This window comes from Pseudomonas sp. CP4, from assembly GCF_047758505.1.
Lineage (GTDB): Bacteria > Pseudomonadota > Gammaproteobacteria > Pseudomonadales > Pseudomonadaceae > Aquipseudomonas > Aquipseudomonas fluorescens_AO.
This window is the reverse complement of record NZ_CP180489.1, coordinates 2,731,687-2,757,030: the sequence shown is the minus strand read 5'-3', so window position 1 is coordinate 2,757,030 and position 25,344 is coordinate 2,731,687. Positions and strand designations below refer to the sequence as shown.

Sequence of the window (25,344 nt, the reverse complement as noted above, 5' to 3'; positions counted from 1 at the left end):
CAATGATTATCGAGGCGGGGAGGCGTAAATGCCTCCCCGGTTCGTTTTTGGAAACCACATGAATATTCTGATCGTTGGGCCCAGTTGGGTCGGTGACATGGTGATGGCGCAGACACTGTTTCAGTGTCTCAAGCAGCGCCACCCGCAATGCGCAATCGACGTGCTGGCGCCCGAATGGAGCCGGCCGATCCTCGAGCGCATGCCCGAAGTGCGCAAGGCCTTGAGCTTCCCGCTCGGCCACGGCGCGCTGGAACTGGCGACGCGTCGGCGCATCGGCAAATCCCTGCGCGGCCAGTACGATCAGGCGATCCTGCTGCCCAATTCGCTGAAATCGGCACTGGTGCCATTTTTTGCCGGCATCCCGAAACGTACCGGTTGGCGCGGCGAATTCCGCTATGGCCTGCTCAACGACGTGCGTACCCTCGACAAACAACGCTATCCGCTGATGATCGAGCGCTTCATGGCCTTGGCCTATGAAGCGAACGCTGAGTTGCCGAAGCCGTATCCGCGCCCGAGCCTGCAAATTGACCCGGTCACCCGCGAAGCCGCTTTGGCCAAATTCGGCCTGAGCCTCGATCGCCCGGTCCTGGCCCTGTGCCCTGGCGCCGAGTTCGGCGAATCCAAGCGCTGGCCGTCCGAGCACTACGCCAAGGTCGCCGAAGCGCGCATTCGCGAGGGCTGGCAGGTGTGGCTGTTCGGCTCGAAAAACGATCACGCGGTCGGCGAGGACATTCGTGCCCGGCTGATCCCGGGCCTGCGCGAAGAATCGGTCAACCTCAGCGGCGGCACTTCTTTGGCCGAGGCCATCGACCTGCTGTCCTGTGCTGATTCGGTTGTCTCTAACGATTCCGGCCTGATGCACGTCGCTGCGGCATTGAATCGCCCGCTGGTCGCGGTCTATGGCTCGACCTCGCCGGGCTTCACCCCGCCGCTGGCCGAGCAGGTCGAGATCGTGCGCCTGGGCATCGAATGCAGCCCTTGCTTCGATCGCACCTGCCGTTTTGGCCATTACAACTGCCTGCGCCAGCTGATGCCGGACGCGGTCAACGATGCCTTGCAGAAGTTGCAGGCCTCCGTGATCGAGGTTCATTAACTTGCGGGTATTGCTGATCAAGACTTCATCGCTGGGCGACGTGATTCACGCGTTGCCAGCGCTGACCGACGCCGCCCGCGCGATCCCGGGCATCAAGTTCGACTGGGTGGTGGAAGAAGGCTTCGCCGAGATTCCGAGCTGGCACCCGGCGGTCGATAAGGTAATTCCGGTGGCCATCCGCCGCTGGCGCAAGAATCTGTGGAACACCATCACCAGCGGCGAGTGGAAACGCTTCAAGCAAAGCGTGCGCGCGAATAAATACGACCTGGTGATCGACGCTCAAGGCTTGCTGAAAAGCGCCTGGCTGACCCGCTACGTCAAAGCGCCGGTGGCCGGCCTCGATAAAACCTCCGCTCGCGAGCCGATGGCTGCGCGCTTCTATGATCGTAAACTCGCTGTCGCCCGAGGCCAGCACGCCGTCGAGCGCGTACGGCAGTTGTTTGCCATCGCTCTGGGTTACGACTTGCCCAAAGGCCTCGGCGAATACGGCCTCAACGTCGAGCGACTGGTTGAGTTGCCGCGCAAGAATGCCTACGTGGTGTTCCTCCACGGCACCACTTGGGACACCAAGCACTGGCCGGAAATCTACTGGCGCGAGCTGGCCGAGCGGGTCGGCTACCTCGGCGTTGGCGTGAAGTTGCCGTGGGGCAACCCACAGGAAAAAGCCCGCGCCGAGCGCATCGCTGCCGGCTTCAAACATGCCGAAGTGCTGCCGAAGCTCAATCTGGCCGGCGTCGGCAAAGTCCTCGCCGGCGCGCAGGCTTGTGTGGCGGTGGACACCGGTCTCGGCCACTTGGCCGCTGCGCTGGACGTGCCGACCATTTCGCTGTTCGGCCCGACCAACCCGGGCCTGACTGGCGCCTACGGCAAGCTGCAGATTCATCTGGCCAGCGACTTCCCGTGCGCGCCCTGCATGCAGAAAAAATGTACCTACCAACCGACCGAGCAGGATGCCCGTCAGTTTGACCTGAAACGCGAGCAGCCTTTGTGCTTCACGCGTGTAAATCCCGAGCGTGTCGCCAGCCGACTGAGCACGTTGTTGATGGCTGAGGAGCTGCGCTGATGCAATTGGCATTCGTCCTGTACAAATATTTTCCGTTCGGTGGCTTGCAGCGCGATTTCATGCGCATCGCCCTCGAATGCCAGAAGCGCGGCCATCAGATACGTGTTTACACGTTGATCTGGGAAGGCGATATACCGCCGGGTTTTGAAGTGCTGGTGGCGCCCGTCAAGGCGTTCTTCAATCACCGTCGCAATGAGAAACTCAGCGCGTGGATGGCGGCGGATCTGGCCAGGCGCCCGGTCGATCGTCTGATCGGTTTCAACAAGATGCCGGGCCTGGACGTGTACTACGCGGCTGATGGCTGCTTCGAAGACAAGGCGCAGAACCTGCGCAACTCGCTGTATCGCCGCTGGGGCCGCTATCGTCACTTCGCCGAGTACGAGCGCGCGGTGTTCGCCAAGGACGCGAAGACCGAAGTGCTGATGATTTCCGAAGTGCAGCAACCACTGTTCATCAAGCACTACGACACGCCGCTTGAGCGCTTCCATCTGCTGCCGCCGGGCATCGCCCAGGATCGTCGTCGCCCAGCAAATGCTGATGAAATCCGAGCCGGTTTCCGTGCCGAATTTGATCTCAGGGACGACGAGCTGCTGCTGGTACAGATCGGCTCCGGCTTCAAGACCAAGGGTGTCGATCGCAGCCTCAAAGCGCTGGCCGCACTGCCCGCCGAATTGCGCAAACGCACCCGGCTGTTTGTAATCGGCCAGGATGACCCCAAATTGTTCCAGATGCAGAGTGCGACGCTGGGCCTGGGTGACAACGTGACCTTTCTCAAAGGGCGCAGCGATATCCCGCGTTTTCTGCTCGGCGCCGACCTGTTGATTCACCCGGCCTACAACGAAAACACCGGTACCGTGCTGCTTGAAGCGTTGGTGGCCGGTTTGCCGGTGCTGGTCAGCGCGGTCTGCGGATACGCCCATTACATTGCCGAGGCCGACGCCGGGCGAGTGCTGGACGAGCCGTTCGAGCAGGCGCAGCTGACGCAATACCTTACCGAGATGTTGAGCAATGACGCTGCACGTGCGGCCTGGAGCCGCAACGGTCTGGCCTTCGCCGAGACGGCCGACCTCTACAGCATGCCGCAGCATGCGGCGGATGTGATTCTGGCGGAGCACGCTTAATGAAGTTGATGCTGGCTGAACCGTTCAAAAGCCTTTGGGCCGGACGCGACCCGTTCGCCGCAGTCGAAGGCTTGCAGGGCGAGGTATACCGCGAGCTGGAAGCACGCCGGACATTGCGCACGGAAGTCGACGGCCATGGCTTTTTCGTCAAGATCCACCGTGGCATCGGCTGGGGCGAAATCTTCAAGAACCTGCTGACCGCCAAGCTGCCGGTGCTCGGCGCCGGGCAAGAGTGGAAAGCCATTCAGCGCCTGCAGGAAGTCGGCGTGCCGACCATGACCGCCGTCGCCTACGGCGAGAAGGGCAGCAACCCGGCGGATCAGCATTCGTTCATCGTCACCGAAGAACTGGCGCCGACCATCAGCCTGGAAGACTTCAGCATCGACTGGGTCAAGCACCCCCCCGAGCCAACACTCAAGCGCGCATTGATTGCCGAAGTGGCGCGGATGACCGGCATGATGCACCGCGCCGGGGTCAATCATCGCGACTGCTACATCTGCCACTTCCTGCTGCACACCGACAAACCGATCACGCCGGAAGATTTCAAGCTCTCGGTGATCGATCTGCACCGTGCCCAGACCCGCGCGAAAATCACTCAGCGCTGGCGCAACAAGGATCTGGCGGCGCTGTATTTTTCCGCGCTGGACATCGGCCTGACTCGCCGCGACAAGCTGCGTTTCCTCAAGGGTTATTTCCAGCAACCGCTGCGGCAGATTCTGGCAGAAGAGGCGCCGCTGCTGAACTGGCTGCAAGGCAAGGCCGACAAGCTCTACGAACGCAAGCAGCGTTACGGGGATGCGCTCTGATGGCGGGCTGGACGCTTGAGCCGCAGTACAGCGAACTCGCCGAAGAGTTTGGCAGCCTCGACGCCGTATTTGCGTTGCAGGGTGAACGCCTGACTCGCGACCCGCTCTCGGAGGTCATTCGCGTGCAGCGCGCCGGCGTCAACTATTACGTCAAGCGCTACGTCGGCGCCGGTAAGGGCCTGCGTCGCTACCTCGGCAAGCCGCGGGTGAAGATGGAGTGGCAGAACCTCAAGCGCTTCGCCAAGTGGGGCATCCCTACCGCCGAGGTGGTCGCCTGGGGGCTGGAACGACGTGGTGCGGCTTATGATCGTGGCGCCATGATCACTCGCGAATTGCCCAACACCGAAGACCTCTCGGCGCTGGCCGAGCGCAAGGATCCCAAACTCAAGGATCGCGCCTGGGTCGACGGCGTCAGCCGGCAACTGGCCGGTTATACCCGGACCATGCATGATCACCGCTTTACCCATAACGACCTGAAATGGCGCAACCTGTTGATCGACGATCAGGCGCGTATCTTTCTCATCGACTGCCCCAACGGTGAGTTCTGGCGTGGCTTCTGGCTCAAGTACCGGATCACCAAGGACCTGGCCTGTCTCGACAAGCTGGCCAAATATCACCTGTCCAATACCCAACGCCTGCGTTTCTATAAGCAGTACCGCCAGTGCGATCGGCTCGATGTCGCCGACAAGAAACGGATTCGGCACGTGGTGAGATTTTTTGAGGGACGTGAATGACTGATTTTATTGCCGAGCAGGACCGTGGGCTGCTGGAGCGCCACGGTCTCGGCACTTTCGACGCGCTGTGGGCCAAACAGCTGGAAGCGGTGGATGAGCCCAACACTTCTGGTGGCGGCTGGAGCAGCGTGTTCCGCCTGAACCTGGAAGGCCAGGGTTATTACCTCAAGCGCCAGAGCAACTATCTGACCCGCACCTTGCATGCACCGCTTGGCGAGCCGAGCTTTGCCCGCGAGTTCCGCAATATCAGCCGCTATCGCAAGCTTGGCATCCCGGCATTGCAGGCCGCGTTTTTCGGTGAGCGCAAGGTTGATGGGGAAGTGCGCGCCATTTTGCTGACCCGCGCACTGGACGGCTGGAGCGATCTGGATTCGTTGCTTGAACGCTGGGCTCAACTCAGTGCCGCGCAACATTCGGCGATTCTCAAGGCCTGCGGATTGCTGGCGCGGCGTCTGCACGGCATGCGTCAGGTGCATGGCTGTTTTTATCCCAAGCATATTTTTCTGCGCGCCACTGGCGACGGTTTCGAGGCGCAACTGATTGATCTGGAAAAGACCCGGCCGCTGCTGTTCGGCGCGCGTGATCGGGTCAAAGATCTGGAGCCGTTGCAGCGCCGTTCGCCGCAGTGGAGCGAGGCAGACTTGCGCCAATTGCTCGCGGCTTATCTCGATCAGCCGACTGACAGTTCGCTGCTCGACCGCTGGCTCGATCGGCTGACGGCACGGCGCAGTCACAAGGAGACCCGCTGATGCGCTTGTCCGAACTGGCCCGATCCGGGCGCTCACCCTCGTTGCCGCTGACTGTGACTCTGGCGGATGCAGCCGGGGCTGCGGATTTGCAGTTGCTGAGCCTTTTGCGGGTGCTGCCCGGGCAGCGCTACGTCGGTGCCGGGGTATGGCGCGGTCGGCCGGTACTGGCCAAGTTGTTGGTCGGCAGCAAGGCTGCCCGGCATTTTCAGCGTGAGCTGGATGGCGTGCGGCTACTCGCTGCGCAGGGCCTGACCACGCCGCTGCTGTTGGCCGATGGGCTGGAAGACGGCGAGGGCGGCTGGCTGCTGTTTGAATTTCTCGAAGACGCCGAAAGCCTCGGTGATGCCTGGGCGAAGGTCGAGTCGCTGCCTGTGTTGGCCGATGAGCAAACGGCCGTGTTGGCCGAAGCGCTGGATGCCATCGGTCGCCTGCATGGCAAAGGGCTCTGGCAGGAAGACTTGCACCTGGACAATCTGCTGCGTCACGGCGGCCAGCTGTATCTGATCGATGGTGCCGGGGTGCGTGCGGAAACGGCGGGGCAGCCATTGTCCCGGCAGAAAGTGCTGGAAAACCTCGGGGTGTTTTTCGCCCAGTTGCCCAAGTCACTGGAGCCGTTCACCGAAGAGTTGCTGGTCTATTACCTGTTGAGCAACAGCGAGCATGCGTTGCCGCTGGAGGCATTGCAAAAGCAGATCGACAAGGTCCGGAGCTGGCGCCTCAGGGATTATCTGATCAAGGTCGGCCGCGACTGCACCTTGTTCGCGGTTCACCGCGGCGCATTCGCTCTGCGCGCCATTCGCCGCGAAGAAGAAACCGCCATGCTGCCGGTGCTCGAACAGGCCGACGCCTTGCTTGATCGGGGGCATCTGTACAAGACCGGTGGCGCGGCCAGCGTCGGCCGAGTCGAGGCGGGCGGCCGCACGCTGGTGATCAAGCGCTACAACATCAAGGGCTTTGCCCACTGGCTCAAGCGCTTCTGGCGCCCGAGTCGGGCCTGGCATTCGTGGCGCGAAGGCAATCGCCTGGCCTTCCTTGGTATCGCCACGCCGAAACCGCTGGCGGTACTGGAAAAGCGGTTTTTGTGGCTGCGCCGCAGTGCCTATCTGGTCACGGAATTCCTGCCGGGGCCAGACATCATCGAGCGCTTCACGCCTTACGTGGAGAATGGCGAGGCACCAGAAGCCGAGTTGCAGGCACTGGATCAGCTGTTTGCCCGGTTGATTGCCGAGCGCATCAGTCATGGCGATTTCAAGGGTCACAACCTGTTCTGGCAGGCGGATCGCTGGGCTTTGATCGACCTCGACTCGATGTGCCAGCACGGCTCTGTCAGCAGCTTTGCCCCGGCCTACGCCCGGGATCGCGCGCGTTTCATGCGCAACTGGCCGCCAGGCAGTGCGTTGTATCGCGTCATTGATCAGCGCCTGCCGAAAGAGGTCTCGAGCGCGGGGTGACTCCATTTCGCGAGCAGGCCGCTTCCGGCGATGGACTCGGTCCCCTGCGGATCCGAGTCTGCGGGCAGTAACGGACAAAACACAGCGACTTGTCCTACAGCTTCTCCAGAAGCCATGAACTGTGCCCTGCTCGGCCTCGATGCTAATTTGCCTGTCGATTCTGGAGGGCGAATCTTGAGCATGAAAAAACTGATGACGCTGGGCGTTCTTTCCTGGGTTCTCTCAGGCTGTGGCAGTGTCTCGACCGTATTGCAGGACGACGCCGATGCTGCCCGTGACTTGCGCAAGAAGAAGACCTACTGCCAATCGATTCCGCGCGTATACAGTGGCCTGGCCTTCGATTTTTGCACGTTGAATGCGCCGCCCGATCCGACGGGCATGCTGGCGCCCTTTGTGTTGCTTGATCTTCCGCTGTCCGCCGTGTTCGATACCCTGTCGCTGCCCTATACGATTCATCGCCAGGTCGCCGACTCAAACCTGAGTATTTACTGGCGCAGAGACGGCTATTGAGTCGTTCGGTCCGTTGAATCGGCCCATTCGCGCAGGTGACAATTCGCACAAGGTAATTCCCGTCATGTTTACGCTATAATCCCGCCCTTTAGCTGCCACTCGCCCTGTGCGAAGGCACATCAATACTCAAGGCGCATCGCGCCTGCATGCAGACTAAAGAGGCTAGACCCCTGTGGCATTGACGATTCTTGGCCTGTCCGGCGCCCTTAGCCATGATCCTTCCGCAGCCTTGTACATCGACGGCAAGCTGGTCGCGGCGGCTGAAGAGGAGCGCTTCGTACGCGATAAACATGCAAAGAACCGCATGCCCTACGAATCGGCGAAATTCTGCCTCGAGCAAGCTGGCATCAAGCCGTCCGACGTTGACGTGGTGGCAATTCCATTCGCCCCGATCAGCCTGTTCGGCAAGGCCCGCTGGCACTACGCCAAGCGCTATTGGTACGCCCCGGATCGCGCTCTCGATGCAATCCTGATGGGCAACCGCCGCTACAAGCGCTATCGCAACAAGATCGTCTGGTGCCTCGAGCAACTGGGCTTCGATCCGAAGAAAATCAAGATCGAGCCGGTCGAGCACCACCTGGCACACGCTTCCAGCGCCTATCACTGCTCGGGTTTCAAAGAGAAAACCGCGATTCTCGGCATCGATGGCAAGGGCGAATACGCCACGACTTTCTTCGGCTATGGCGAAAACGGCAAGATCCACAAGATCAAGGAATTCTTCGACCCGGATTCCCTCGGCGGCCTGTACGGTGCGATCACCGAGTTCCTCGGTTTCGAGATGCTCGACGGTGAGTTCAAGGTCATGGGCATGGCGCCGTACGGCGATGCCAGCAAATATGATTTCTCACGTCTGGCCTCGTTCGAGAATGGCGAACTGGTGATCAATACCGACTACGCCAACGTGATCGGCCTGCGTCGTTATAAAGAAAAGGGCAAAGGCTTCTACTTCTCGCCGAAGCTGATCGAGTGGCTGGGTCCGAAGCGCGAAGGCGACATCGCCGACGAGCCGTACATCCACTACGCCGCGAGCATGCAAGCGCTGTTCGAGAAGCTGGCGTTGCAGATGATCGACTACTACCTGGGCGACGTGCTCAAGGAAACCGGCAAACTGGCTTTCGCCGGTGGCTGTGCGTTGAACGTCAAGCTGAATCAGAAAATCATCGCCCGTGACGACATCAAGGAGCTGTTCGTACAGCCTGCGTCCGGCGATGCCGGCACCGCGGTCGGCGCTGCCGCTTACGTGTCGCACGCCCGTGGCGTACCGGTCGAGAAGATGGAACACGTCTACCTCGGCCCGTCCTACAGCAACGAAGATGTGATCGCTGCGTGCGCCCGTCATGAGAACAAGCCGACCTGGCGCAAGCTCGACAACATGCCGCAAGAGATTGCCAGAATCATGGTTGAGGGCAATCCGGTGGCCTGGTTCCAGGGCCGGATGGAATTCGGTCCGCGTGCACTTGGCGGCCGTTCGATCATCGGTTGCCCGAGCATTCCCGGTGTGGCTGATCGAATCAACCACCAGATCAAGTTCCGCGAGCGCTGGAGGCCTTTCTGCCCGTCGATGCTCGACACCGTCGCGCCGCAGATGATCAAGATCGATCACCCGGCGCCGTTCATGACTTTCACCTTCGAAGTCGCCGAAGAATGGAAAACCCGCGTGCCGGAAGTTGTCCATGAAGACGGCACTTCCCGCGCCCAGGTGCTCAAGCGTGAATACAATCCGCGCTACTACGACATGATGAAGGCGCTGGAAGACCTGACCGGCAACGGCGTATCGCTGAACACTTCGCTCAACCGTCGAGGCGAACCGATGATCTGCTCGCCGACCGATGCGCTGAACATGTTTTTTGGTTCTGACCTGCAATATCTGATCATGGAAGATATTCTTGTCGTCAAAGACGGCGTGCAAGGAAACGGTCTTGACTGAAACACTGATCAGCATCGTGATCCCCGCGTACAACTACGCCAGTTCGCTGCCTCGGGCTGTGGAGTCGGTGCTGGCGCAGTTGCATGAAGCGACGGCGGATCTGCTGGTTATCGATGACGGTTCCACTGACGCGACGCCTGAGGTTGTACAAGCGTTGCTGGCAGAACACCCCGGGCGTTTTCGTGCCATACGCCAAAGCAATGGCGGACTGTCTTCAGTGCGCAATCGCGGGATCGAGGAAACCACCGGGCAATTTCTGGTTTTTCTCGACGCAGATGACGAGATGGCTTCCGGGGCACTGGCGGCGTTATCGCAACACATCGCCGGTTACCCTGAAACGCGGATGATCATCGGCGCTCATTGGTCAATCTTCTCCGGTGGCAAGCGCAGCCTGCAGGCTGTCAAACCACTGCCGGCAACGTTGCGCCAGCGGGTCAGAGGCTATTTGCTGGACAAGACGGTGTCGATCTCCAACGGGGCTTGCGCAATGCATCGTGATGTATTCGCGCCGGGCAACTATCCCGAGCATCTGCGCAACGTTGAGGATTTACCGGTATTTGCGCAAGTGCTGGCGCGCTTTCCCTGCACGGTGATCGAACAGCCACTGGCACTCATTTACAAGCACGCCGACAGCATGCGCCATGATTTGCGCCAGAGCCTGGCAGCGGGTACCGAGCAGGTGGTTGCTGAAGTTTTTTCCAGTCAGCGGATGCCGCGAGAATTTCACGATTTGCGTCAGGCATATCTCGCTCAACGATGCCTGTCATTGTTTCGAGATTGCTATTCGCATGGCGAATACGCATTGGCGAAAGCATTCTACATGCAGGCGCTACGCGCCGACTGGCGCATTCTCGGGCGTTGGTCTTACATGCGCAAAGCCTTGCGCCTGCTGTTCCGATAAATCTGTTGTTTTTTGGCGTACCTGTGGCGCGTGATGTTGAGGGGGCTGGGTGAAAGGTACGGATAACAAGTGGGTGATCAAGGCAGCTCGGGTAATCAATGAGCGACCGGTCAGTGTCGCGTTCTGGGCAAGCATTCTCCTTTCACTGATCGCCGTGTGGGGTACCGCAACGGTCGGTCGCGATGCCGCGCTGTACATCGATATCGCCCATGAGGTTGTCTTGCACGGGGCCGACGTGGCCTGGGTGCATTTCGACTGGCCGTGGTTCTCCATTCTTCTGGCCCTGACCCATCGCTTTCTGTGGTTGCCGTTGGAGTTGAGCGCCTATCTCTGGTGCGGTCTGTTTTTTGCCGGCACCAGTGCCTTGATGGTCGATTGTATCCGTCGACGCTCTCCCGAGCTTGCCGGCTGGGCGTGCCTGATTGTGCTGGCGATGCCAGCGGTCAATGCGTTTCGAAATGACATCATCCGTGAATGCGGTTTCTGGTTTTTCTGCACGCTGGCGTTATGGCAGGCGCTGCGTTGGCAAGCCTTGGGCGGCTGGCTCAGAGCCGGCCTGATTCACTTGGCTATCGTGGCCGCAGCGCTGTTCCGGCTGGAGGCATTGCTTTTATTGCCAGCGCTGGGGCTGTGGCAGTTGCCGGGGCTGTGGCGCTCCGGTCAGCGCGCGCGTTTGCTGCAGTTTGCTCTGTTGCCGGTGGTGGGGCTGCTGGTTGCATCGGCCTTCGGATTTTTCATGTCGGCACGCTTCCTCCTGTATCTGGACATGATTGCACCGCAGGGCGTCTACAAGTCGTTTCAGATGCTGTCTGAACAGTTTGGCAACTCGCTGATCAACAAGTACTCCCAGGATGAAGCCGGGCGCATCGTGTTCTTCGGGCTGCTGGCGACGATGATGATCACCTTCGTCAAGCTGATGGGGCCGTTCGCTGCGCCATTTGTCCTGCGTCGCAACTGGGGAGTCTTGGGTGTTTACTGGCGTGACTATCGTCCGTTCGCCTGGGCAGCACTGCTGTATCTCGTCGTGCTGATGCTGTTTTTCATCAAGCAGCAGTTCATGAACGCCCGGTATCTGAGTTTCCTGAATTTGTTGTTCGTACCGGTACTGGCGATGGGGCTGGCGGCATTTGCCCGGCAGTTTCCGCGCTGGACCAAAGTGCTGGTCGTGGCAGCGTTGCTGGTGATGCTGTCGAATGTGATTTCGACTGGCGCTGGCAAGACCCATTACGTGGCCGCCGGGCGCTGGATGTCCGCGCACGTTGAGCCTGAGGCCAGCGCCTGGTTCGAAGACGGTCGCATCAGCTATTACGCGGGGCGGGGTTATGTCCTGCCGACGCTCACGCGTGAACAGGCGATGTCGCCGGAGCACGCCGATGACTATCGCTATTTCCTGATCGAAGGCAAAGGCGATGAGCCGTGGCTGGGCGAGTGGCTGGTGGCGCACAAGATGCGCATCATTGAGCGCTTCGCCAATCGCAAGGGTGCGACGATTCTGGTGATCGGCAAGTAAGGCTCAATCGAGCAGTAGGCGCAGGCGTTCTATCAGCGCAGCCTGCCGCTTGCTCGGCAACGCCTGGCGATAACCTTCCAGGAAGGTGTGCCCGGCGTCGTCGCCGAGCAGCCATTGCCGGTCTTGTTTGTAGCGCAGCAAATGGGCGAAGTTGCGCAGTCGCTTGCTGTCGCTCAGAGCGCGCCTCTGGCAGCGCAGGTCGGCGATGTCGATCAACCCGAGCTGATTCTGCGGCGTCTGCACGACATTACCGAAGTGCAGGGACCGGAAATACACGCCTTTTTCGTGCAGTTGCGCAATGAACGCGCCCAACTGAGCGCGCAACGTCTCGGTTTCTTCGGGCGTGCCCTGCAATTGCCGTACGGTCTCGCCCGCCAGCGGTGCGTAATACACGCCATCGCGCTGAATGCTTGGAATACGATAAACCGCGATCACATCGGGGCAGAGAATGCCGCGCTGCTGCAACGCCTTGGTGTTGTTGGCGAAGCGCTGGGCGTAGGGAAAGAACAGCGCTGAACTCAACAAGCGCTTGCGGCGGAATAGCTTGAGCATGCGACCGTCGGCCAACCTGAGCACCTTGTCGCCGGAACCGTCGGCTTCGAGTACCTGAGCGCCCTTGCGCAGTGCCTCGTAAGTGCTGTGATCAATCGATTGCATGCCTGACTCCCCATCGTGAGCCGGCTATCTTAACCGACTTGGCCAAAGGCTGGCGTCCGGCGATGTTTATCGGCGCAAAAGGGCCTGTGATATCATCGCCGCCTCACTGATTTACGCGGATTACCATGAGCAGTCCTGAACCGAAAGCCCAGTCAACGCTGGCGATCTATTTCCGCCTCTTGGCTTACGTGCGTCCCTACGCCGGCTTGTTCATCCTGAGTATCGTCGGCTTCCTGATCTTCGCATCGACCCAACCGATGCTCGCCTACATCCTCAAATATTTCGTCGACGGTCTGGCCAATCCCGAGGCCAGTCTGTTCCCCGGCAATCCTTACCTTGGCAAGTTGCAATTGCTCGAGAGTGTGCCGTTGTTGATCGTGCTGATTGCCGTGTGGCAAGGCGTCGGCTCGTATCTGGGCAACTACTTTCTGGCGCGGGTTTCGCTGGGGCTGGTGCATGACCTGCGTGTGGTCCTGTTCAACAAGCTGCTCGATCTGCCCAACAGCTATTTCGACAAGAACAACTCTGGTCACCTGATTTCCCGTATCACCTTCAACGTGACGATGGTCACCGGCGCCGCCACCGACGCGATCAAAGTGGTGATCCGCGAAGGCATGACCGTGATTTTCCTGTTCTGCACCCTGTTGTGGATGAACTGGAAGTTGACCCTGGTGATGGTCGCCATCCTGCCGGTGATCGGTCTGATGGTGAACAGCACCAGCAAGAAATTCCGCAAGCAGAGCAAAAAGATTCAGGTGTCGATGGGCAACGTCACGCATGTGGCGTCCGAGACGATTCATGGTTACCGCGTGGTGCGCAGCTTTGGTGGCGAAACCTACGAAAAGGTTCGCTTTCACGACGCCAGCCAAAGCAACACCGACAAGCAACTGACCATGACCAAGACCGGCGCGGTGTATACACCGATGCTGCAATTGGTGACCTATAGCGCCATGGCGGTGGTGATGTTTCTGGTCCTGTACCTTCGCGGTGATGCATCGCCTGGTGATCTGGTGGCCTACATCACCATGGCCGGCCTGCTGCCAAAACCGATTCGCCAGCTCTCGGAAGTCAGCTCGACGATCCAGAAGGGCGTGGCCGGTGCCGAGAGCATTTTCGAGCAGCTGGACGAGCCGGCGGAAGTCGATCACGGCACGGTCGAGCGCGACCGTCTGCAAGGTCGCCTCGAAGTGCGCAACCTCAGCTTCAGTTATCCCGACAGTGAGAAGAAAGTCCTTGATGACATCAGTTTCGTCGTCGAACCAGGACAAATGGTCGCGCTGGTCGGTCGTTCCGGCAGTGGCAAGTCGACCTTGGCCGGTCTGATTCCGCGTTTCTACCAGCACGAGCAGGAACATGGGCAGATTCTGCTCGATGATGTGCAGGTGCAGGACCTGACCCTTCGCAGCCTCCGTCGGCAGATAGCCCTCGTGACCCAACAGGTCACGCTGTTCAACGACACGGTGACCAACAACATCGCTTACGGCGACCTGGCGGGGGCGCCGTTCGATGAGGTCAAACGCGCGGCCACCGAAGCCTACGCCGATGAGTTCATCGTCAAGATGCCGCAGGGCTATGAAACCCTGGTCGGCGAAAATGGTGTGTTGCTGTCCGGTGGACAGCGTCAGCGCATCGCCATCGCACGTGCATTGCTCAAGGACGCGCCGCTGCTGATTCTCGATGAGGCCACCTCGGCCCTCGATACCGAGTCGGAACGGCATATCCAGGCGGCTCTCGATCATGTGGTGCAGAACCGCACGACGCTGGTCATCGCTCACCGTTTGAGCACGATCGAAAAGGCTGATCTGATTCTGGTCATGGATGACGGCAAGATTGTCGAACGCGGCACTCATGCCCAGCTTCTCGCGCAAAATGGCTATTACGCACGCTTGCATGCGAAGGAATTCGAAGAAGGCGACGAGCCGCAGCCGACCCATGTGACCGACCTATGCTGACGGCGTTTCGCGCCTGGCGGGAGCGCGGCTGGAGCCAGATCGATCAGGCGGCCTACGCACAGGCCTGGCAGCGCTTCGGTGGCAGTTTTGCCACGCATCCCGATGTGGTGGAGCGGCTGTCGGCATTTGTCGGCATCAAGCTGCATTATTTGGGCTGGATCGCTGACGGCGAAGTCGTCGCGGCTGTTGCTTGCTGGGGAAAACATGCCGCGCTGTCCAAGGAAGTGCTCAAGCGCGAGGGCAAGCGCGGGCTGCTGGACATGGGCAACGCCGAAGTGATTCTGCCGATTGCACCGGATGTCGTGGTTCCGGTTCGCCAGCGCATGGCTTACGTGTCGCAACTCAACGCCGGGCAAATCAGCACCCTGCGCGCCCAGCCCGAAGGCCTGGCACTGGCGCGGCTGCCCGAGGATTACTCGAAGAAGTTTCGCTACAACCAGCGTCGCGAACAGCGCCTGCTGGAAGAGGCGGGTGGTGCGCTGATTCCGATGGCCGACTTGACGCCACAGGAGCAGGCCGCCGCTTACGGTGATCTGTTCCAGCGTCGCTGGGGTTTCGAGGTGCCTGGCAAGGCCGGGTTGGTCGAGGTCTTCACGCTCTTGCGCGAGTTCATGACCGGTTCGGTGGTCATGCTTGAGTCGGCGCCTGTGGCGATTCAGATCCTCTACCGTGTCGAAGCGCCGCAATGGGTATCGCTGGAATACGTCAACGGCGGCGTCGATCCGCAAAGCCGTGAGTTCAGCCCCGGCAGCGTGCTGAGCTTCGTCAACACCCAGCAGGCCTGGGCGGATGCTCAGGCACTGGGCAAGACGCTGCGCTATTCGTTCGGCCGTGCCGACCGTGAATACAAGGATCGCTGGTGCCACACGGTGCCCGTCTACAAGGTCTGAAGCCATGACTGCTCGCAAGCAACAGCTCCTCAAGGCGCATCGGCGCAGCAAGCGCTTGTTCCTCATCGCGTTCCTGATCGTCCTGGTGGCGGCCGGTTTCGGGCTGGGCTGGTGGCTGGTGCCGGTGCTGCTGGGGTTGGCGTGGGGGGCGCACGAAGCGTGGTTCGCCGACCACCTGTTCTACCGCGCAAGCGACGACTATCAGTACCAGTTTCCCGGCGATACAGCGCGGCAAAGCGTGAAGCTGGATGGCGGAGTCGTACATCTGAGCGAGCCGCTGGCGCCGGGAGAAACGCTGCTGCTGGAACTTCAGATCAAAGCGACGTGGCTGGGCCGCTGGCGCGATCCCTATGTCGAGTTGGGTAATGATCGCCAGGATTTCGAGCGTGGCGTCGGTGGGCGGCGCTTTCTCAATCTCTCCGGGCAAGCCGCAGCGCTTGGCGAAAACGCGCTGACAGTGCGTGGTCGGCATTGCACGCTGAGTTCCAGCGGCACGTTGTGGGTCATGAGCAATCCCGATTACGCGCAGCAACGGGTCATGGTCATCGCGCCCCACGCCGATGATGCCGAGCTTGCAGCGTTCGGGCTCTACAGTCGCGGCGAAGAAGCAAGCATCGTCACCCTGACCCAGGGCGAAATCGAAGCCGAAGATTTTCAGCGACTGGGTCTGGACAAGGCTCAGGCGGCTCGTTTGAAAGGTCGCCTGCGCAGTTGGGACAGCCTGAGTATTCCGTTGTGGGGCGGGGTGCCGGCCAGTCGTTGTGTACAGCTGGGCTATTACTGCCTGCAATTGCCAGCGATGGCCGAAGAGCCGAACACCTCATTCGGCTCGCGCGAATCCGGCGAAAATGATGTGCGCACTGTCCGTCAGCACAATCCGTTCGACCTGCCGGGCGATGTCGATGGCGCGCCGACCTGGATCAATCTGGTCGGCGATTTACGGCAATTGCTCGAGCACTTTCGCCCCGAAGTCGTCGTCACTCCGCATCCCGAACTGGACCCGCACAGCGATCACGTCGCTTCCACCCGTGCCCTGCTGGAAGCCATCGCCGCCAGTACGTGGCAGCCGTCGACCTTGCTGATGTACGCCAACCATCTGCATGACAATGATCGTTGGCCAATGGGCCCGGCCGGTAGCGGTATTGCACTGCCGCCGGCGATCGAACCGTTGCCGACCGACCGTTTGTGGAGTCCGCTGCTGTCAGCGGACGTGCAGCTGGACAAGGCCATGGCGCTGGCCATGGAGCATGACCTGCAGGGCCCGCTCGGATTCAAGCGGCAGTTGCGTCGCGTCATTCAACAGGTGCTTGCTGGACGTCGCTGGCCTGTCACAGGCAGTAACGAGTTTTTCCGCAAGGCTGTTCGCCGCCACGAACTGTTCTGGGTCCGCGACCTTTGAGATTGAGGCGGACGGCGCTTTACCCTGTGTTAATATCGCGCCCCTGTTCATTTTGTATGTGGGTTGCTCCATGAAGTTGTCCATGCCGCGTTTCGATCAAGCCCCTGTCTTGGTGGTCGGCGATGTCATGCTCGACCGTTACTGGCATGGCGGAACCTCACGGATTTCCCCTGAGGCGCCAGTGCCGGTGGTCAAGGTCGAGCAGATCGAAGACCGCCCGGGCGGTGCCGCGAACGTTGCCTTGAACATTGCCGCGCTGGGTGCGCCGGCATCGCTGGTCGGCGTGACCGGCGATGACGAAGCCGCCGACAGCCTGAGCAACAGTCTCAAGGGCGCCGGCGTACGTGCCCTGTTCCAGCGCATTGCGCACCAGCCCACCATCGTCAAGCTGCGGGTCATGAGCCGGCACCAGCAATTGCTGCGTATCGACTTCGAAGAACCGTTCGCCACCGATGCGCTGGCGCTCGGCTCGCAGGTCGATGACCTGCTCGAAGGCATCAAGGTGCTGGTGCTTTCCGACTACGGCAAAGGCGCGCTGAAAAACCATCAGGCGCTGATCCAGGCTGCTCGGGCGAAAAACATCCCGGTACTGGCCGACCCGAAGGGCAAGGATTTTTCGATCTACCGTGGCGCCAGCCTGATCACCCCGAACCTGAGCGAATTCGAAGCCATCGTCGGCGGTTGCGTTGACGAACACGAACTCGTCAGCAAGGGCGCAACGTTAATGCACGATCTGGAGCTGGGAGCACTGCTGGTCACCCGTGGCGAACACGGCATGACCCTGCTGCGCCCGGATCAACCGGCGTTGCATTTGCCAGCGCGTGCCCGGGAAGTGTTCGATGTGACCGGCGCCGGCGACACCGTGATTTCGACCCTGGCCGCTGCGATTGCTGCCGGTGAGGATCTGCCACACGCCGTGGCCCTGGCCAACCTGGCGGCGGGGATTGTGGTCGGCAAGCTTGGTACCGCGGCCATCAGTGCCCCGGAACTGCGCCGCGCGATTCAGCGTGAAGAAGGCTCCGAGCGCGGTGTGCTGGGCCTTGAGCAACTGGTGCTGGCCGTCGCCGACGCCCGTGCGCATAACGAACGAATTGTCTTCACCAATGGCTGCTTCGACATCCTGCACGCCGGCCATGTGACTTATCTTGAGCAGGCACGAGCCCAAGGCGATCGACTGATTGTCGCGGTCAACGACGATGCCTCGGTCAGTCGCCTGAAAGGCCCTGGTCGCCCGATCAACAGTGTCGACCGGCGCATGGCTGTTCTGGCGGGCCTCGGTGCGGTGGATTGGGTCATCAGTTTCCCGGAAGGTACGCCTGAGAACCTGCTGCGCGAGGTCAAGCCTGATGTGCTGGTCAAGGGCGGCGATTACGGCATCGATCAGGTTGTCGGTGCTGATATCGTCACCGCTTATGGCGGTACCGTGAAAGTGTTGGGGCTGGTGGAAAACAGCTCGACGACCGCGATTGTCGAAAAAATACGCAGTCGCTGATCAGATGAGTTTTTGCCGTTGTGTACCGCGTGTGAACGGATTTTGCCTTGGGGATTTCACCGTTTCCGTTGATGTAGGCAGGTTTGAATCCGCTGCGCTTGCCCGCCTATGTTACGTGGTCGACTAATCTATGAAAGTCATGCTTCTGGTGATGGACGAGCAACGGGTCATACTTGACCGGCTCTACGACATCGTTCAGCAGAACTGCGATGAGTGTTTCATCTATCGTCTGAGCAAACAGCAGCAGATGAACCTCGGCGTTTTTCTGGCTTCGGTCGATTACCAGACCTTTGACCGCGTGGTGATTTTCTCCCGGGTCAAGCGTCTGGCCCCGCAACTGCGGGTGCTCAAGTGCATTCCCGGGCTGGTCTTTCTCGAGCACGATGCCTACCAGAACTACATGCCCGCCAGTAAATATCGCGGCGTGTATTCGCGTCTGTATAGCCGTTTGCCGAGCTGCCGGGCCTTGGTGTCCGGCGCTGTTGTCGCGCGCAAGATGCTGGCGGAAGGCATCGATACGGTGTTCGTCTCCAAAGGCTACGACGAGCAGATGCTGCGCAACACCGGCGTCGCGCGCGACATCCCGATCGGCTTCCTCGGCAGCCTGAAAAGCACTGAGTACGCCGAGCGCAAGGCCATGCTCGAATCCCTTTCGCAGCGTACCGGCATGCTCGTGACTCGCACCAAATCGGGTGCGGAATACCTCGAAACGCTCAATCGCATCAAAATCTTCGTCAGCGCCGATATCGGCATGAACGAGTTCATGATCAAGAACTTCGAAGCCATGGCGTGCGGCTGTGTGCTGCTGGCCTGGAGCCAGGGCGAGGAAGACCGCTTGCTTGGTTTCGAAGACATGCACAACACCGTGTTTTATCGCAGCGAAGACGAGGCGGTGGCCAAAATCAAGATGCTGCAGGACGACCCCGAGCTGGCGCAACGCATCGCCAGCAACGGCCAGGCGTTTGCCGAGAGTCGCTATTCGTTTGCGCGGGTCGGTCAGGCACTCGCCGAGGCCATCCAGCGCGAGATGCGTCCATGGCAGCCACCGTCGGCTTTCACTCGGTTCTGGGTCAAGCTGCGTTACGGCATGAAGGTGCCGGCCTGAATGACGGACGAATACATGGCGCTGGATGCGCTGCCCGGTGGTGACCAGTCGGTTTTGCAGGCTTTGCCCGAAGCCCTGCGCGAATGCCTCAGCCGTGCGGCGCGGGTGGTATTGATCGCTAATAATCCCGCGATTACCGCAGCAGATTTCGCAGCGCTGAATATCGGCGCTGATGACGTCGTCGTCAGTTTCAATCACTGCATCAAGGCGTCGCTGCTCAATGAGCAAAGCGTCAATCTCTTCGTGCACGGCTACAACGCGCCCGACGCCTATTTCTTCGGGCTGCCCGGCAACCAGGACGTACAGCGACTGTTCGACCGCGCGGGCGAGCGCTGCTTCACCATGCTCGTGGGTTGCGCAGCGCCGATGTGCCCGATGCCGCGCGTGGCGATGTACTGGGATCGCATACCGTTGCCGCCGCTGTGGAACTACCCGGTCGACCGCCCGGGCGGCAAGCGCTACGTCGGCCCCTCCACCGGCTTCAACACGCTGGTGCTGCTCGACTGGCTGCGCGGGCATCTCGGTTATACCTATCAGCTGATGACCCTGGGTTTCTCCAACGAAGCGGGGAAGCTGTGGGGTGGCCATGCCTGGGATTACGAGCGGGACTGGTTGCAAAAGTCCAATGTCATTGTCGTGCCGCTGCAACCCCGGCGCTGGTGGCAGAAACTGTTCAAGCGCAAATAAGCCACGCCGCAATCAGGTGCCTGCCGGGCCGAATCATTTCTTCATAGGTGCAATCGAGTGGTGAAAATTGCCGTGGCGTTTTTCGGAATTCCGAGAAATTCGCCGATCTGCTTCCCTTCAATCGAACAGAACGTACTCGCGCAGTTGCCTGCGGGCAGCGAGGTGAAGTGCTTTTATCACCTGTATAAAGTCGATGAAGTGCAGAATTCGCGCTCCGGCGAGAAAGGCGAGCTGGCGGCTGACAACTACCAGCCCTTCGAATCGATGACCGGCGCGCTCACCTCGACTGAAGGTGTGCTGGAGCGCTGGGATTTCGAGCAGGTCAAGGCGCAGGGTGATACCTGGGCCGACGACTATGCGTCGCTGCGCAACCTGATTTATCAGCTCAACTCATTACACACCGTTACCACCGAGATCGAATCCTTCAATCCGGATTTCGTTGTGTTCGTGCGGCCGGACAATTTCTTCCACACGCCGCTGCCGGGCTACCTGTTCAACCACGCCGATGCGCGACGGCACAACGTCTATATCCCGGACTGGCAGTGGTGGGGTGGTCTCAATGATCGGTTCGCCGTATGCGGGCGCGATACCTATATCGCCTACGGCAAACGCATCGAGCGCATCTTCGATTTCTGCAAGGCGACCGGCCGCAAGCTGCACTCCGAGCGCTTGCTCAAATACGCCCTGCTCGAGGCAGGCGCCAAGGTCTGCACGTTGCCGATCCAGGCGTCGCGCGTTCGAATCACTGGCGCATTTGCCGAAGAGTCATTCTCACCCAAGCGTGGCATGGGCAAGCGCGAAAACCGTTACTTCCATTTCTTCGCGAAGTTGCGCACTTGGTGGGATCGTCGCCGCTAGGGGTTATCGGCTCGCGCGCTTCCTGCCCAGCCCGACCAGGCGCAGTGCCTTGATGCTCAATTGTTTGAGACCCGTGCGCGGTGCCTTGGCCGGTTGCAGGCCTTGTTGCACCAGCCAGTCCTTCCAGCGAATGCGTTCGTCATGCACGACCCAGCCTTGCTGCGTAGCGAAGCTTTCAGCCAGGTGAATGCCGCGGGTGCTCGCCGGTATCAGCTTGTCGCGTTTGAGGGTGAACAGCTCCGCGATTGGCGCGCCGTCCTTGAGTGGCATCAGATACAGATCCGGACGCTTGCGGTCCAGCCGCGCCACCAGTTGATCGCCCTCCAGGCGTTCATCGACATGGAACAGGCTCAGGGATTTGGCTTCCTTGGGCACTTCCAGGCGCAAGTCGTAGATCAATTGCAGTGACGCGGTCGGCAAATGCACGTAGGCCCGTGGCCGTTCCAGCAGTTGCAGGTTGGCGCAGCGTACCGGACGCGCCGAGCCGGACAGCGGCGACAGGCGAAACGGCAGCGCCTCGCGATAATGCAGGGCAGCGGAGTAGGGCGCTGGCAGCCAGGTGTCGTTGAAGCGCCCGCCGAGCCAGCCTTCCGGGGTTTCCAGCAGGCACTCTTCAGCAATTTCCTGAATCGCCGTGTGCAGCGGGATATTCAATTCATGGGCCGGCACGTAGCCGGAAATCAGCTTCAGCACGACATCGCCGCGATCCTGCCGACGCTGGCGCACCAGCACCCAATAATCGCGGTTCTGCCAATGCAGGGTCAGGCGCACGGATACGCCGAGGTTGGCTAATTCGACGGCAAAGCGCTCGCTGTCGGCGACGCTGACCGGTTTGCGTCGTTGCAGAGTCTGGGCGAAGTTCAGCGGCATGCCGACGCTCTGGTAGCTCAGGCCTTCGGGCGTGGCTTCGACGAACAGCGGCAGCGTCTTGAAGTTGCTCGGGTTCTTGCGGATGAGCGTGCGCGGCATATCGGCTCCTGCTTAAGGCCTCGGGGCGGCGTCAGTGACCACGCAGGACCTGGGCAACGGTCGCTACGTTATGGGCGAGGTGCAGCGGATTGATCGTGCCGACAATAGCACTGGCGACGCCGGGCTGAGTGAACAGCAACTCGAAGCTGGCGCGCACCGGATCGACTCCCGGACTCAGACAGACATGACCACTGGCCAGGGCTTTTTTCACCAGAATGGCTTTGCCGTGGGCAGCAGCATAGTCAATGACCGCTTTTTCGTTTCGTTCGTTCAGATTGTAGGTGACCATCGCGCAGTCGCCTTGCTCCAACGCTTTCAAGCCGCCTTCGACGGTTTTGCCGGAAAAACCGAAGCCGCGGATCTTGCCCTCGGCCTTCAACGTCGCGAGGGTGGCGTAGACCTCTTCCTGCTCAAGAATGACCTTGTCATTGCCGTCCGAGTGCACGAGGACCAGATCGATAAAATCCGTTTCCAGACGTTGCAGGCTGCGCTCGACCGACATCCGCGTGTGCGCGGCGCTGAAGTCGTGACGCGATACGCCGTCGGCAAACTCTTCGCCGACCTTGCTGACGATCACCCAATCCTGTCGCTGACCGTGCAGTAGCGGGCCGAGGCGTTCTTCGCTGCGACCATAGGCCGGTGCCGTGTCGATCAGGTTGATGCCCAGGTCGCGCGCCTGGCGCAGCAGCATGCGCGCCTCGTCGTCGCCGGGAATCTGAAAGCCGTTGGGGTATTTCACCCCCTGGTCACGGCCGAGTTTGACCGTGCCCAGGCCCAGCGGGGAAACCGTCAGGCCGGTGCTGCCCAACGGGCGATGCAGATCGTGCAGAGTGGCGATGGTCATGGCAGCAGTTGCTCCCACGCGGGTACGCCGAGCGGCGGTTTAGGCAACGGCGGCAGCGGCTCGGTCGCTTGCGGCTGGATGCCGTCGTGTTGCAGCGAAGCGATGACGCGGTCGGCGAAGTCCGGCGCCAGTGCCAGTTTGGTCGGCCAGCCGACGAGCAAGCGGCCTTCCTCGGCGAGGAACGCGTTGTCCGGGCGGGTCAGGCCAGTCTGCAGCGGCTCGGCGCGGTCGACGCGCAGGGTGGCCCATTGCGTGGTGCTGAGGTCGATCCACGGCAGCAACTGGGCGATTTCCTTTTGCGCCGTGGCAATCTGTTCTGCCGGCTCGCGAGCCACGCCTTCGCTTTCGGCGATGTCGCCGCCCATGTACCAGACCCACTGGCCGTCAGCCGCCGGATGCGTGGTCACGGTGATGCGCGGCTTGGTGCCGCCGCCCAGGCAGTGCGCGTACAGCGGTTTCAGGCCGGGGCCTTTGGCGAGGATCATGTGCAGCGGCCGGCGTTGCATGGCCGGCCGGCTCAGGCCCAAGGCTTCGAGCAATTCGGCGGTACCAGCGCCGGCGCTGAGAACGATGCGCTGGGCGCGGATTTCGCGACCATCGACTTTCAGCCCGACCAGCACACCGGCTTCCAGCAGCGGCTCGATCACCTTACCGGCGAGCAAACCGTCACCGGCCAGCTCGGCCAGACGCTGGATCAGGCTCGGGACATCCACCACCAATTCGGCGAGGCGATAGACCTTGCCCTTGAAGCGCTTGTCTTGCAGGGCCGGCGGCAGTTCATTGCCCTTGACCTGATCGACCCGGCCACGCACGGCTTTGCTGGCGAAGAAACTGGTGAGGTTGCCGGCCAGAGTGCCTGGCGACCATAGGTAATGGGCTTCGGACAGGAGGCGCACGCCGGACAAGTCCAGCTCGCCATTGCCGGCCAGCGCCTCGCGCCAGCGGCGCGGCATGTCGGCGATGGCTTCGGAGGCACCGGTCAGCGCGCCATGCAGCGCGTACTTGGCACCGCCGTGGATGATGCCCTGGGACTTCACGCTCTGCCCGCCACCGAGGCTGGCGCTTTCCACCAGCACGGTCGAGAACCCCTGACCGCGCAGGCGCGCATTCAGCCAGAGGCCGGCGACACCAGCGCCGACAATCAGAACGTCGGTGGAAATAACGGATGGCATGCAGCGACCTCGGAGCTTGAAGAAGCCGCAAGTTTCAAGCTTCAAGCTGCAAGCTGCAACCCGGACCAGCAAATCAGCAATGCTTGCGGCTTGCCGCTTGAAGCTTGCTGCTGCTTTTTAATGCCCGGCAGTTTTCGAAAACAGCTGGATCACAACGACACCCAGCACAATCAACGCCATCCCGAGCATCGCCGGTACATCGAGCTTCTGCCCGTAGATGAACAGAGCCGCGACGCTGACCATGACAATGCCCATCCCGGCCCAGACCGCGTAGGCAACGCCCACCGGTACGGTGCGCACCACCAGCGTCAGCATCCAGAATGCAATCCCGTAGCCGACGATGATCAGCATCAATGGCAGTGGCGTGCTGAAGCCCTTGACCGCTTTCATCGAAACGGTGGCGATCACTTCGGCGCAGATGGCGATGGCCAGATAGACGTAGGCGTTCATGATTCGGTCCTCAAATAAATCGTTGCTTGCTGAGGCCCATTCTAGGGATTGCTCAGATGGGGTAAAGTCATTACCTATCTGCTTTGAGGATAGGTCTAAAAACCGCATGCAATGGAATCTCGAACAATTGCGCGTATTTGTAGAGGTTGCCGAACAGCGCTCGTTTTCCGCCGTGGCGCGTCGGCAACGCAAGGCGCAATCGGCGATCAGCAACGCCGTTGCGATGCTCGAAGAGGATCTGGGCGTGAGCCTGTTCGAGCGCAGCAGCGGTCGTCAGCCGAGTCTCACCGAGGCGGGCGAGGCGTTGCTGGAAGAGGCCCGCGAGGTGTTGCGCCAGTGCGAGCGCCTCAACGGCCGGGCCATGGCCATGCTGCGCGGCCAGGAGGCGCAGTTGCGGGTGGCCCAGGACGAGGCGATGCCGTATCAGGCGCTGGTAGAAAGTTTCGGCGAACTGGCCGAGCAGTTTCCCAGCCTGGAAGTGCAACTGACCAGCGCCGCCCAAGGCGAGGTCGCGCGCAAACTGGTCGAGCGCCGCGCCGATCTCGGCTTGCTGTTCTATCACGATGAAATTCCCGAAGCCCTCGAGCGCCGCGTACTCGGTCGTGTCGAGATGGTCACGGTGTGCGGCGTCAATCATCCACTGGCGCAGCAGCCCTACGTGACCTGCCAGCAACTGGCGCAGCACCGGCAACTGTTGATGTCAACGCAGACCAGCGTCTATCCCGGCAACGAGCCGGCCAGCCCGCAGGTATGGCGTGCCGACAGCTTCTACGTGATGTCTGAATGGCTGGTGCGCGACCTTGGCTGGGCCTGGCTGCCGCGACATGTTGTGCAGTACTCGGCGTATCAGGGCCAGATGATTGAACTCGACAGTGAGTGGACGCCGCCAGCGCTGGTGGTGGAGCTGGTCTGGCGCCGCGACGAACCGCTCGGTCCGGCCGCACGCTGGCTGGCGGAACGTTTTGCCGTGCACTTGCGGGCGATCGGTGACAAAAGCCGATAAA

At 60.9% G+C, this 25,344-nt stretch carries 24 protein-coding genes; 19 read left to right on the top strand and 5 right to left on the bottom strand.

Going from position 1 to position 25,344, the window contains the following annotated elements:
* Nucleotides 1-58 precede the first annotated feature (58 nt).
* The 11 genes from waaF (at nucleotide 59) to ACMYUN_RS12190 (ending at nucleotide 11,865) form a co-directional block, all read left to right on the top strand.
* Nucleotides 59-1,093, top strand: a complete 1,035-nt coding sequence (gene waaF, locus ACMYUN_RS12240) for a lipopolysaccharide heptosyltransferase II (protein ID WP_415763833.1) — start codon at nucleotides 59-61, stop codon at nucleotides 1,091-1,093.
* A gap of 1 nt (nucleotide 1,094) precedes the next feature.
* Nucleotides 1,095-2,156 (top strand): lipopolysaccharide heptosyltransferase I, encoded by a 1,062-nt coding sequence (waaC, locus tag ACMYUN_RS12235; RefSeq protein WP_415763832.1) that lies wholly within the window; start codon nucleotides 1,095-1,097, stop codon nucleotides 2,154-2,156.
* Nucleotides 2,156-3,277: a glycosyltransferase family 4 protein gene (locus ACMYUN_RS12230; RefSeq protein ID WP_310404031.1), complete on the top strand. Its 1,122-nt coding sequence runs from the start codon at nucleotides 2,156-2,158 to the stop codon at nucleotides 3,275-3,277. The genes waaC and ACMYUN_RS12230 overlap by 1 nt, the downstream gene beginning before the upstream one ends.
* The gene (gene rfaP, locus ACMYUN_RS12225) at nucleotides 3,277-4,083 is read left to right on the top strand and encodes a lipopolysaccharide core heptose(I) kinase RfaP (RefSeq protein WP_039756771.1); all 807 of its coding nucleotides are present in this window, start codon (nucleotides 3,277-3,279) and stop codon (nucleotides 4,081-4,083) included. Before ACMYUN_RS12230 ends, rfaP begins: the two co-directional genes overlap by 1 nt.
* A complete protein-coding gene (locus ACMYUN_RS12220) occupies nucleotides 4,083-4,817 on the top strand; it encodes a lipopolysaccharide kinase InaA family protein (protein ID WP_415763831.1) in 735 nt (244 codons plus the stop codon). The genes rfaP and ACMYUN_RS12220 overlap by 1 nt, the downstream gene beginning before the upstream one ends.
* Nucleotides 4,814-5,566, top strand: coding sequence for a lipopolysaccharide kinase InaA family protein (locus tag ACMYUN_RS12215; RefSeq protein ID WP_129998216.1), 753 nt, complete (start codon nucleotides 4,814-4,816; stop codon nucleotides 5,564-5,566). The genes ACMYUN_RS12220 and ACMYUN_RS12215 overlap by 4 nt, the downstream gene beginning before the upstream one ends.
* Entirely contained in the window at nucleotides 5,566-7,017 is a 1,452-nt protein-coding gene (locus ACMYUN_RS12210) for a lipopolysaccharide kinase InaA family protein (protein ID WP_415763830.1), read from the top strand. The genes ACMYUN_RS12215 and ACMYUN_RS12210 overlap by 1 nt, the downstream gene beginning before the upstream one ends.
* A 180-nt stretch (nucleotides 7,018-7,197) precedes the next feature.
* Nucleotides 7,198-7,527: a YceK/YidQ family lipoprotein gene (locus ACMYUN_RS12205; protein WP_405045553.1), complete on the top strand. Its 330-nt coding sequence runs from the start codon at nucleotides 7,198-7,200 to the stop codon at nucleotides 7,525-7,527.
* A gap of 172 nt (nucleotides 7,528-7,699) precedes the next feature.
* Entirely contained in the window at nucleotides 7,700-9,454 is a 1,755-nt protein-coding gene (locus tag ACMYUN_RS12200) for a carbamoyltransferase (protein WP_415763829.1), read from the top strand.
* Nucleotides 9,447-10,355: a glycosyltransferase family 2 protein gene (locus ACMYUN_RS12195; RefSeq protein ID WP_415763827.1), complete on the top strand. Its 909-nt coding sequence runs from the start codon at nucleotides 9,447-9,449 to the stop codon at nucleotides 10,353-10,355. Before ACMYUN_RS12200 ends, ACMYUN_RS12195 begins: the two co-directional genes overlap by 8 nt.
* Nucleotides 10,356-10,404: 49 nt before the next feature.
* Nucleotides 10,405-11,865 (top strand): hypothetical protein, encoded by a 1,461-nt coding sequence (locus tag ACMYUN_RS12190; protein WP_415763825.1) that lies wholly within the window; start codon nucleotides 10,405-10,407, stop codon nucleotides 11,863-11,865.
* 3 nt (nucleotides 11,866-11,868) lie between these two features.
* Here the strand turns inward: ACMYUN_RS12190 and ACMYUN_RS12185 are convergent, their stop codons facing one another.
* Nucleotides 11,869-12,522 carry a lipopolysaccharide kinase InaA family protein gene (locus ACMYUN_RS12185; RefSeq protein ID WP_039756786.1) on the bottom strand — a complete coding sequence of 218 codons (654 nt, stop codon included), beginning with the start codon at nucleotides 12,520-12,522 and terminating at the stop codon, nucleotides 11,869-11,871.
* A gap of 125 nt (nucleotides 12,523-12,647) precedes the next feature.
* Here ACMYUN_RS12185 and msbA point away from each other — a divergent pair, with 125 nt between their 5' ends.
* From msbA to ACMYUN_RS12150, 7 genes are all read left to right on the top strand, one after another.
* Nucleotides 12,648-14,474 (top strand): lipid A export permease/ATP-binding protein MsbA, encoded by a 1,827-nt coding sequence (msbA, locus tag ACMYUN_RS12180; RefSeq protein ID WP_039756787.1) that lies wholly within the window; start codon nucleotides 12,648-12,650, stop codon nucleotides 14,472-14,474.
* Entirely contained in the window at nucleotides 14,468-15,364 is an 897-nt protein-coding gene (locus ACMYUN_RS12175) for a GNAT family N-acetyltransferase (protein ID WP_415763824.1), read from the top strand. Before msbA ends, ACMYUN_RS12175 begins: the two co-directional genes overlap by 7 nt.
* A 4-nt stretch (nucleotides 15,365-15,368) precedes the next feature.
* Entirely contained in the window at nucleotides 15,369-16,763 is a 1,395-nt protein-coding gene (locus tag ACMYUN_RS12170; RefSeq protein ID WP_415763823.1) for a PIG-L deacetylase family protein, read from the top strand.
* 70 nt (nucleotides 16,764-16,833) lie between these two features.
* Nucleotides 16,834-18,255: a bifunctional D-glycero-beta-D-manno-heptose-7-phosphate kinase/D-glycero-beta-D-manno-heptose 1-phosphate adenylyltransferase HldE gene (gene hldE / locus ACMYUN_RS12165; protein WP_076565323.1), complete on the top strand. Its 1,422-nt coding sequence runs from the start codon at nucleotides 16,834-16,836 to the stop codon at nucleotides 18,253-18,255.
* A 130-nt stretch (nucleotides 18,256-18,385) separates the two neighbouring features.
* A complete protein-coding gene (locus ACMYUN_RS12160; protein ID WP_310404009.1) occupies nucleotides 18,386-19,360 on the top strand; it encodes a glycosyltransferase in 975 nt (324 codons plus the stop codon).
* Entirely contained in the window at nucleotides 19,361-20,047 is a 687-nt protein-coding gene (locus ACMYUN_RS12155; protein WP_039756798.1) for a hypothetical protein, read from the top strand. It begins immediately after the preceding gene.
* Nucleotides 20,048-20,104: 57 nt separating this feature from the next.
* Entirely contained in the window at nucleotides 20,105-20,905 is an 801-nt protein-coding gene (locus ACMYUN_RS12150; protein ID WP_415763822.1) for a hypothetical protein, read from the top strand.
* A 3-nt stretch (nucleotides 20,906-20,908) separates the two neighbouring features.
* Here the strand turns inward: ACMYUN_RS12150 and ACMYUN_RS12145 are convergent, their stop codons facing one another.
* The 4 genes from ACMYUN_RS12145 to ACMYUN_RS12130 form a co-directional block, all read right to left on the bottom strand.
* Entirely contained in the window at nucleotides 20,909-21,874 is a 966-nt protein-coding gene (locus ACMYUN_RS12145; protein WP_415763820.1) for a metal ABC transporter ATPase, read from the bottom strand.
* A 31-nt stretch (nucleotides 21,875-21,905) separates the two neighbouring features.
* Nucleotides 21,906-22,718 carry an aldo/keto reductase gene (locus ACMYUN_RS12140; protein WP_415763819.1) on the bottom strand — a complete coding sequence of 271 codons (813 nt, stop codon included), beginning with the start codon at nucleotides 22,716-22,718 and terminating at the stop codon, nucleotides 21,906-21,908.
* A complete protein-coding gene (locus tag ACMYUN_RS12135; protein ID WP_415763818.1) occupies nucleotides 22,715-23,890 on the bottom strand; it encodes an NAD(P)/FAD-dependent oxidoreductase in 1,176 nt (391 codons plus the stop codon). Before ACMYUN_RS12135 ends, ACMYUN_RS12140 begins: the two co-directional genes overlap by 4 nt.
* Nucleotides 23,891-24,007: 117 nt before the next feature.
* A complete protein-coding gene (locus ACMYUN_RS12130) occupies nucleotides 24,008-24,340 on the bottom strand; it encodes a DMT family transporter (RefSeq protein ID WP_039756804.1) in 333 nt (110 codons plus the stop codon).
* A 106-nt stretch (nucleotides 24,341-24,446) separates the two neighbouring features.
* On the opposite strand from ACMYUN_RS12130, the gene ACMYUN_RS12125 reads away from it, so the two are divergent.
* Nucleotides 24,447-25,343, top strand: a complete 897-nt coding sequence (locus ACMYUN_RS12125) for a LysR family transcriptional regulator (protein WP_415763817.1) — start codon at nucleotides 24,447-24,449, stop codon at nucleotides 25,341-25,343.
* Nucleotide 25,344: the final 1 nt, after the last annotated feature.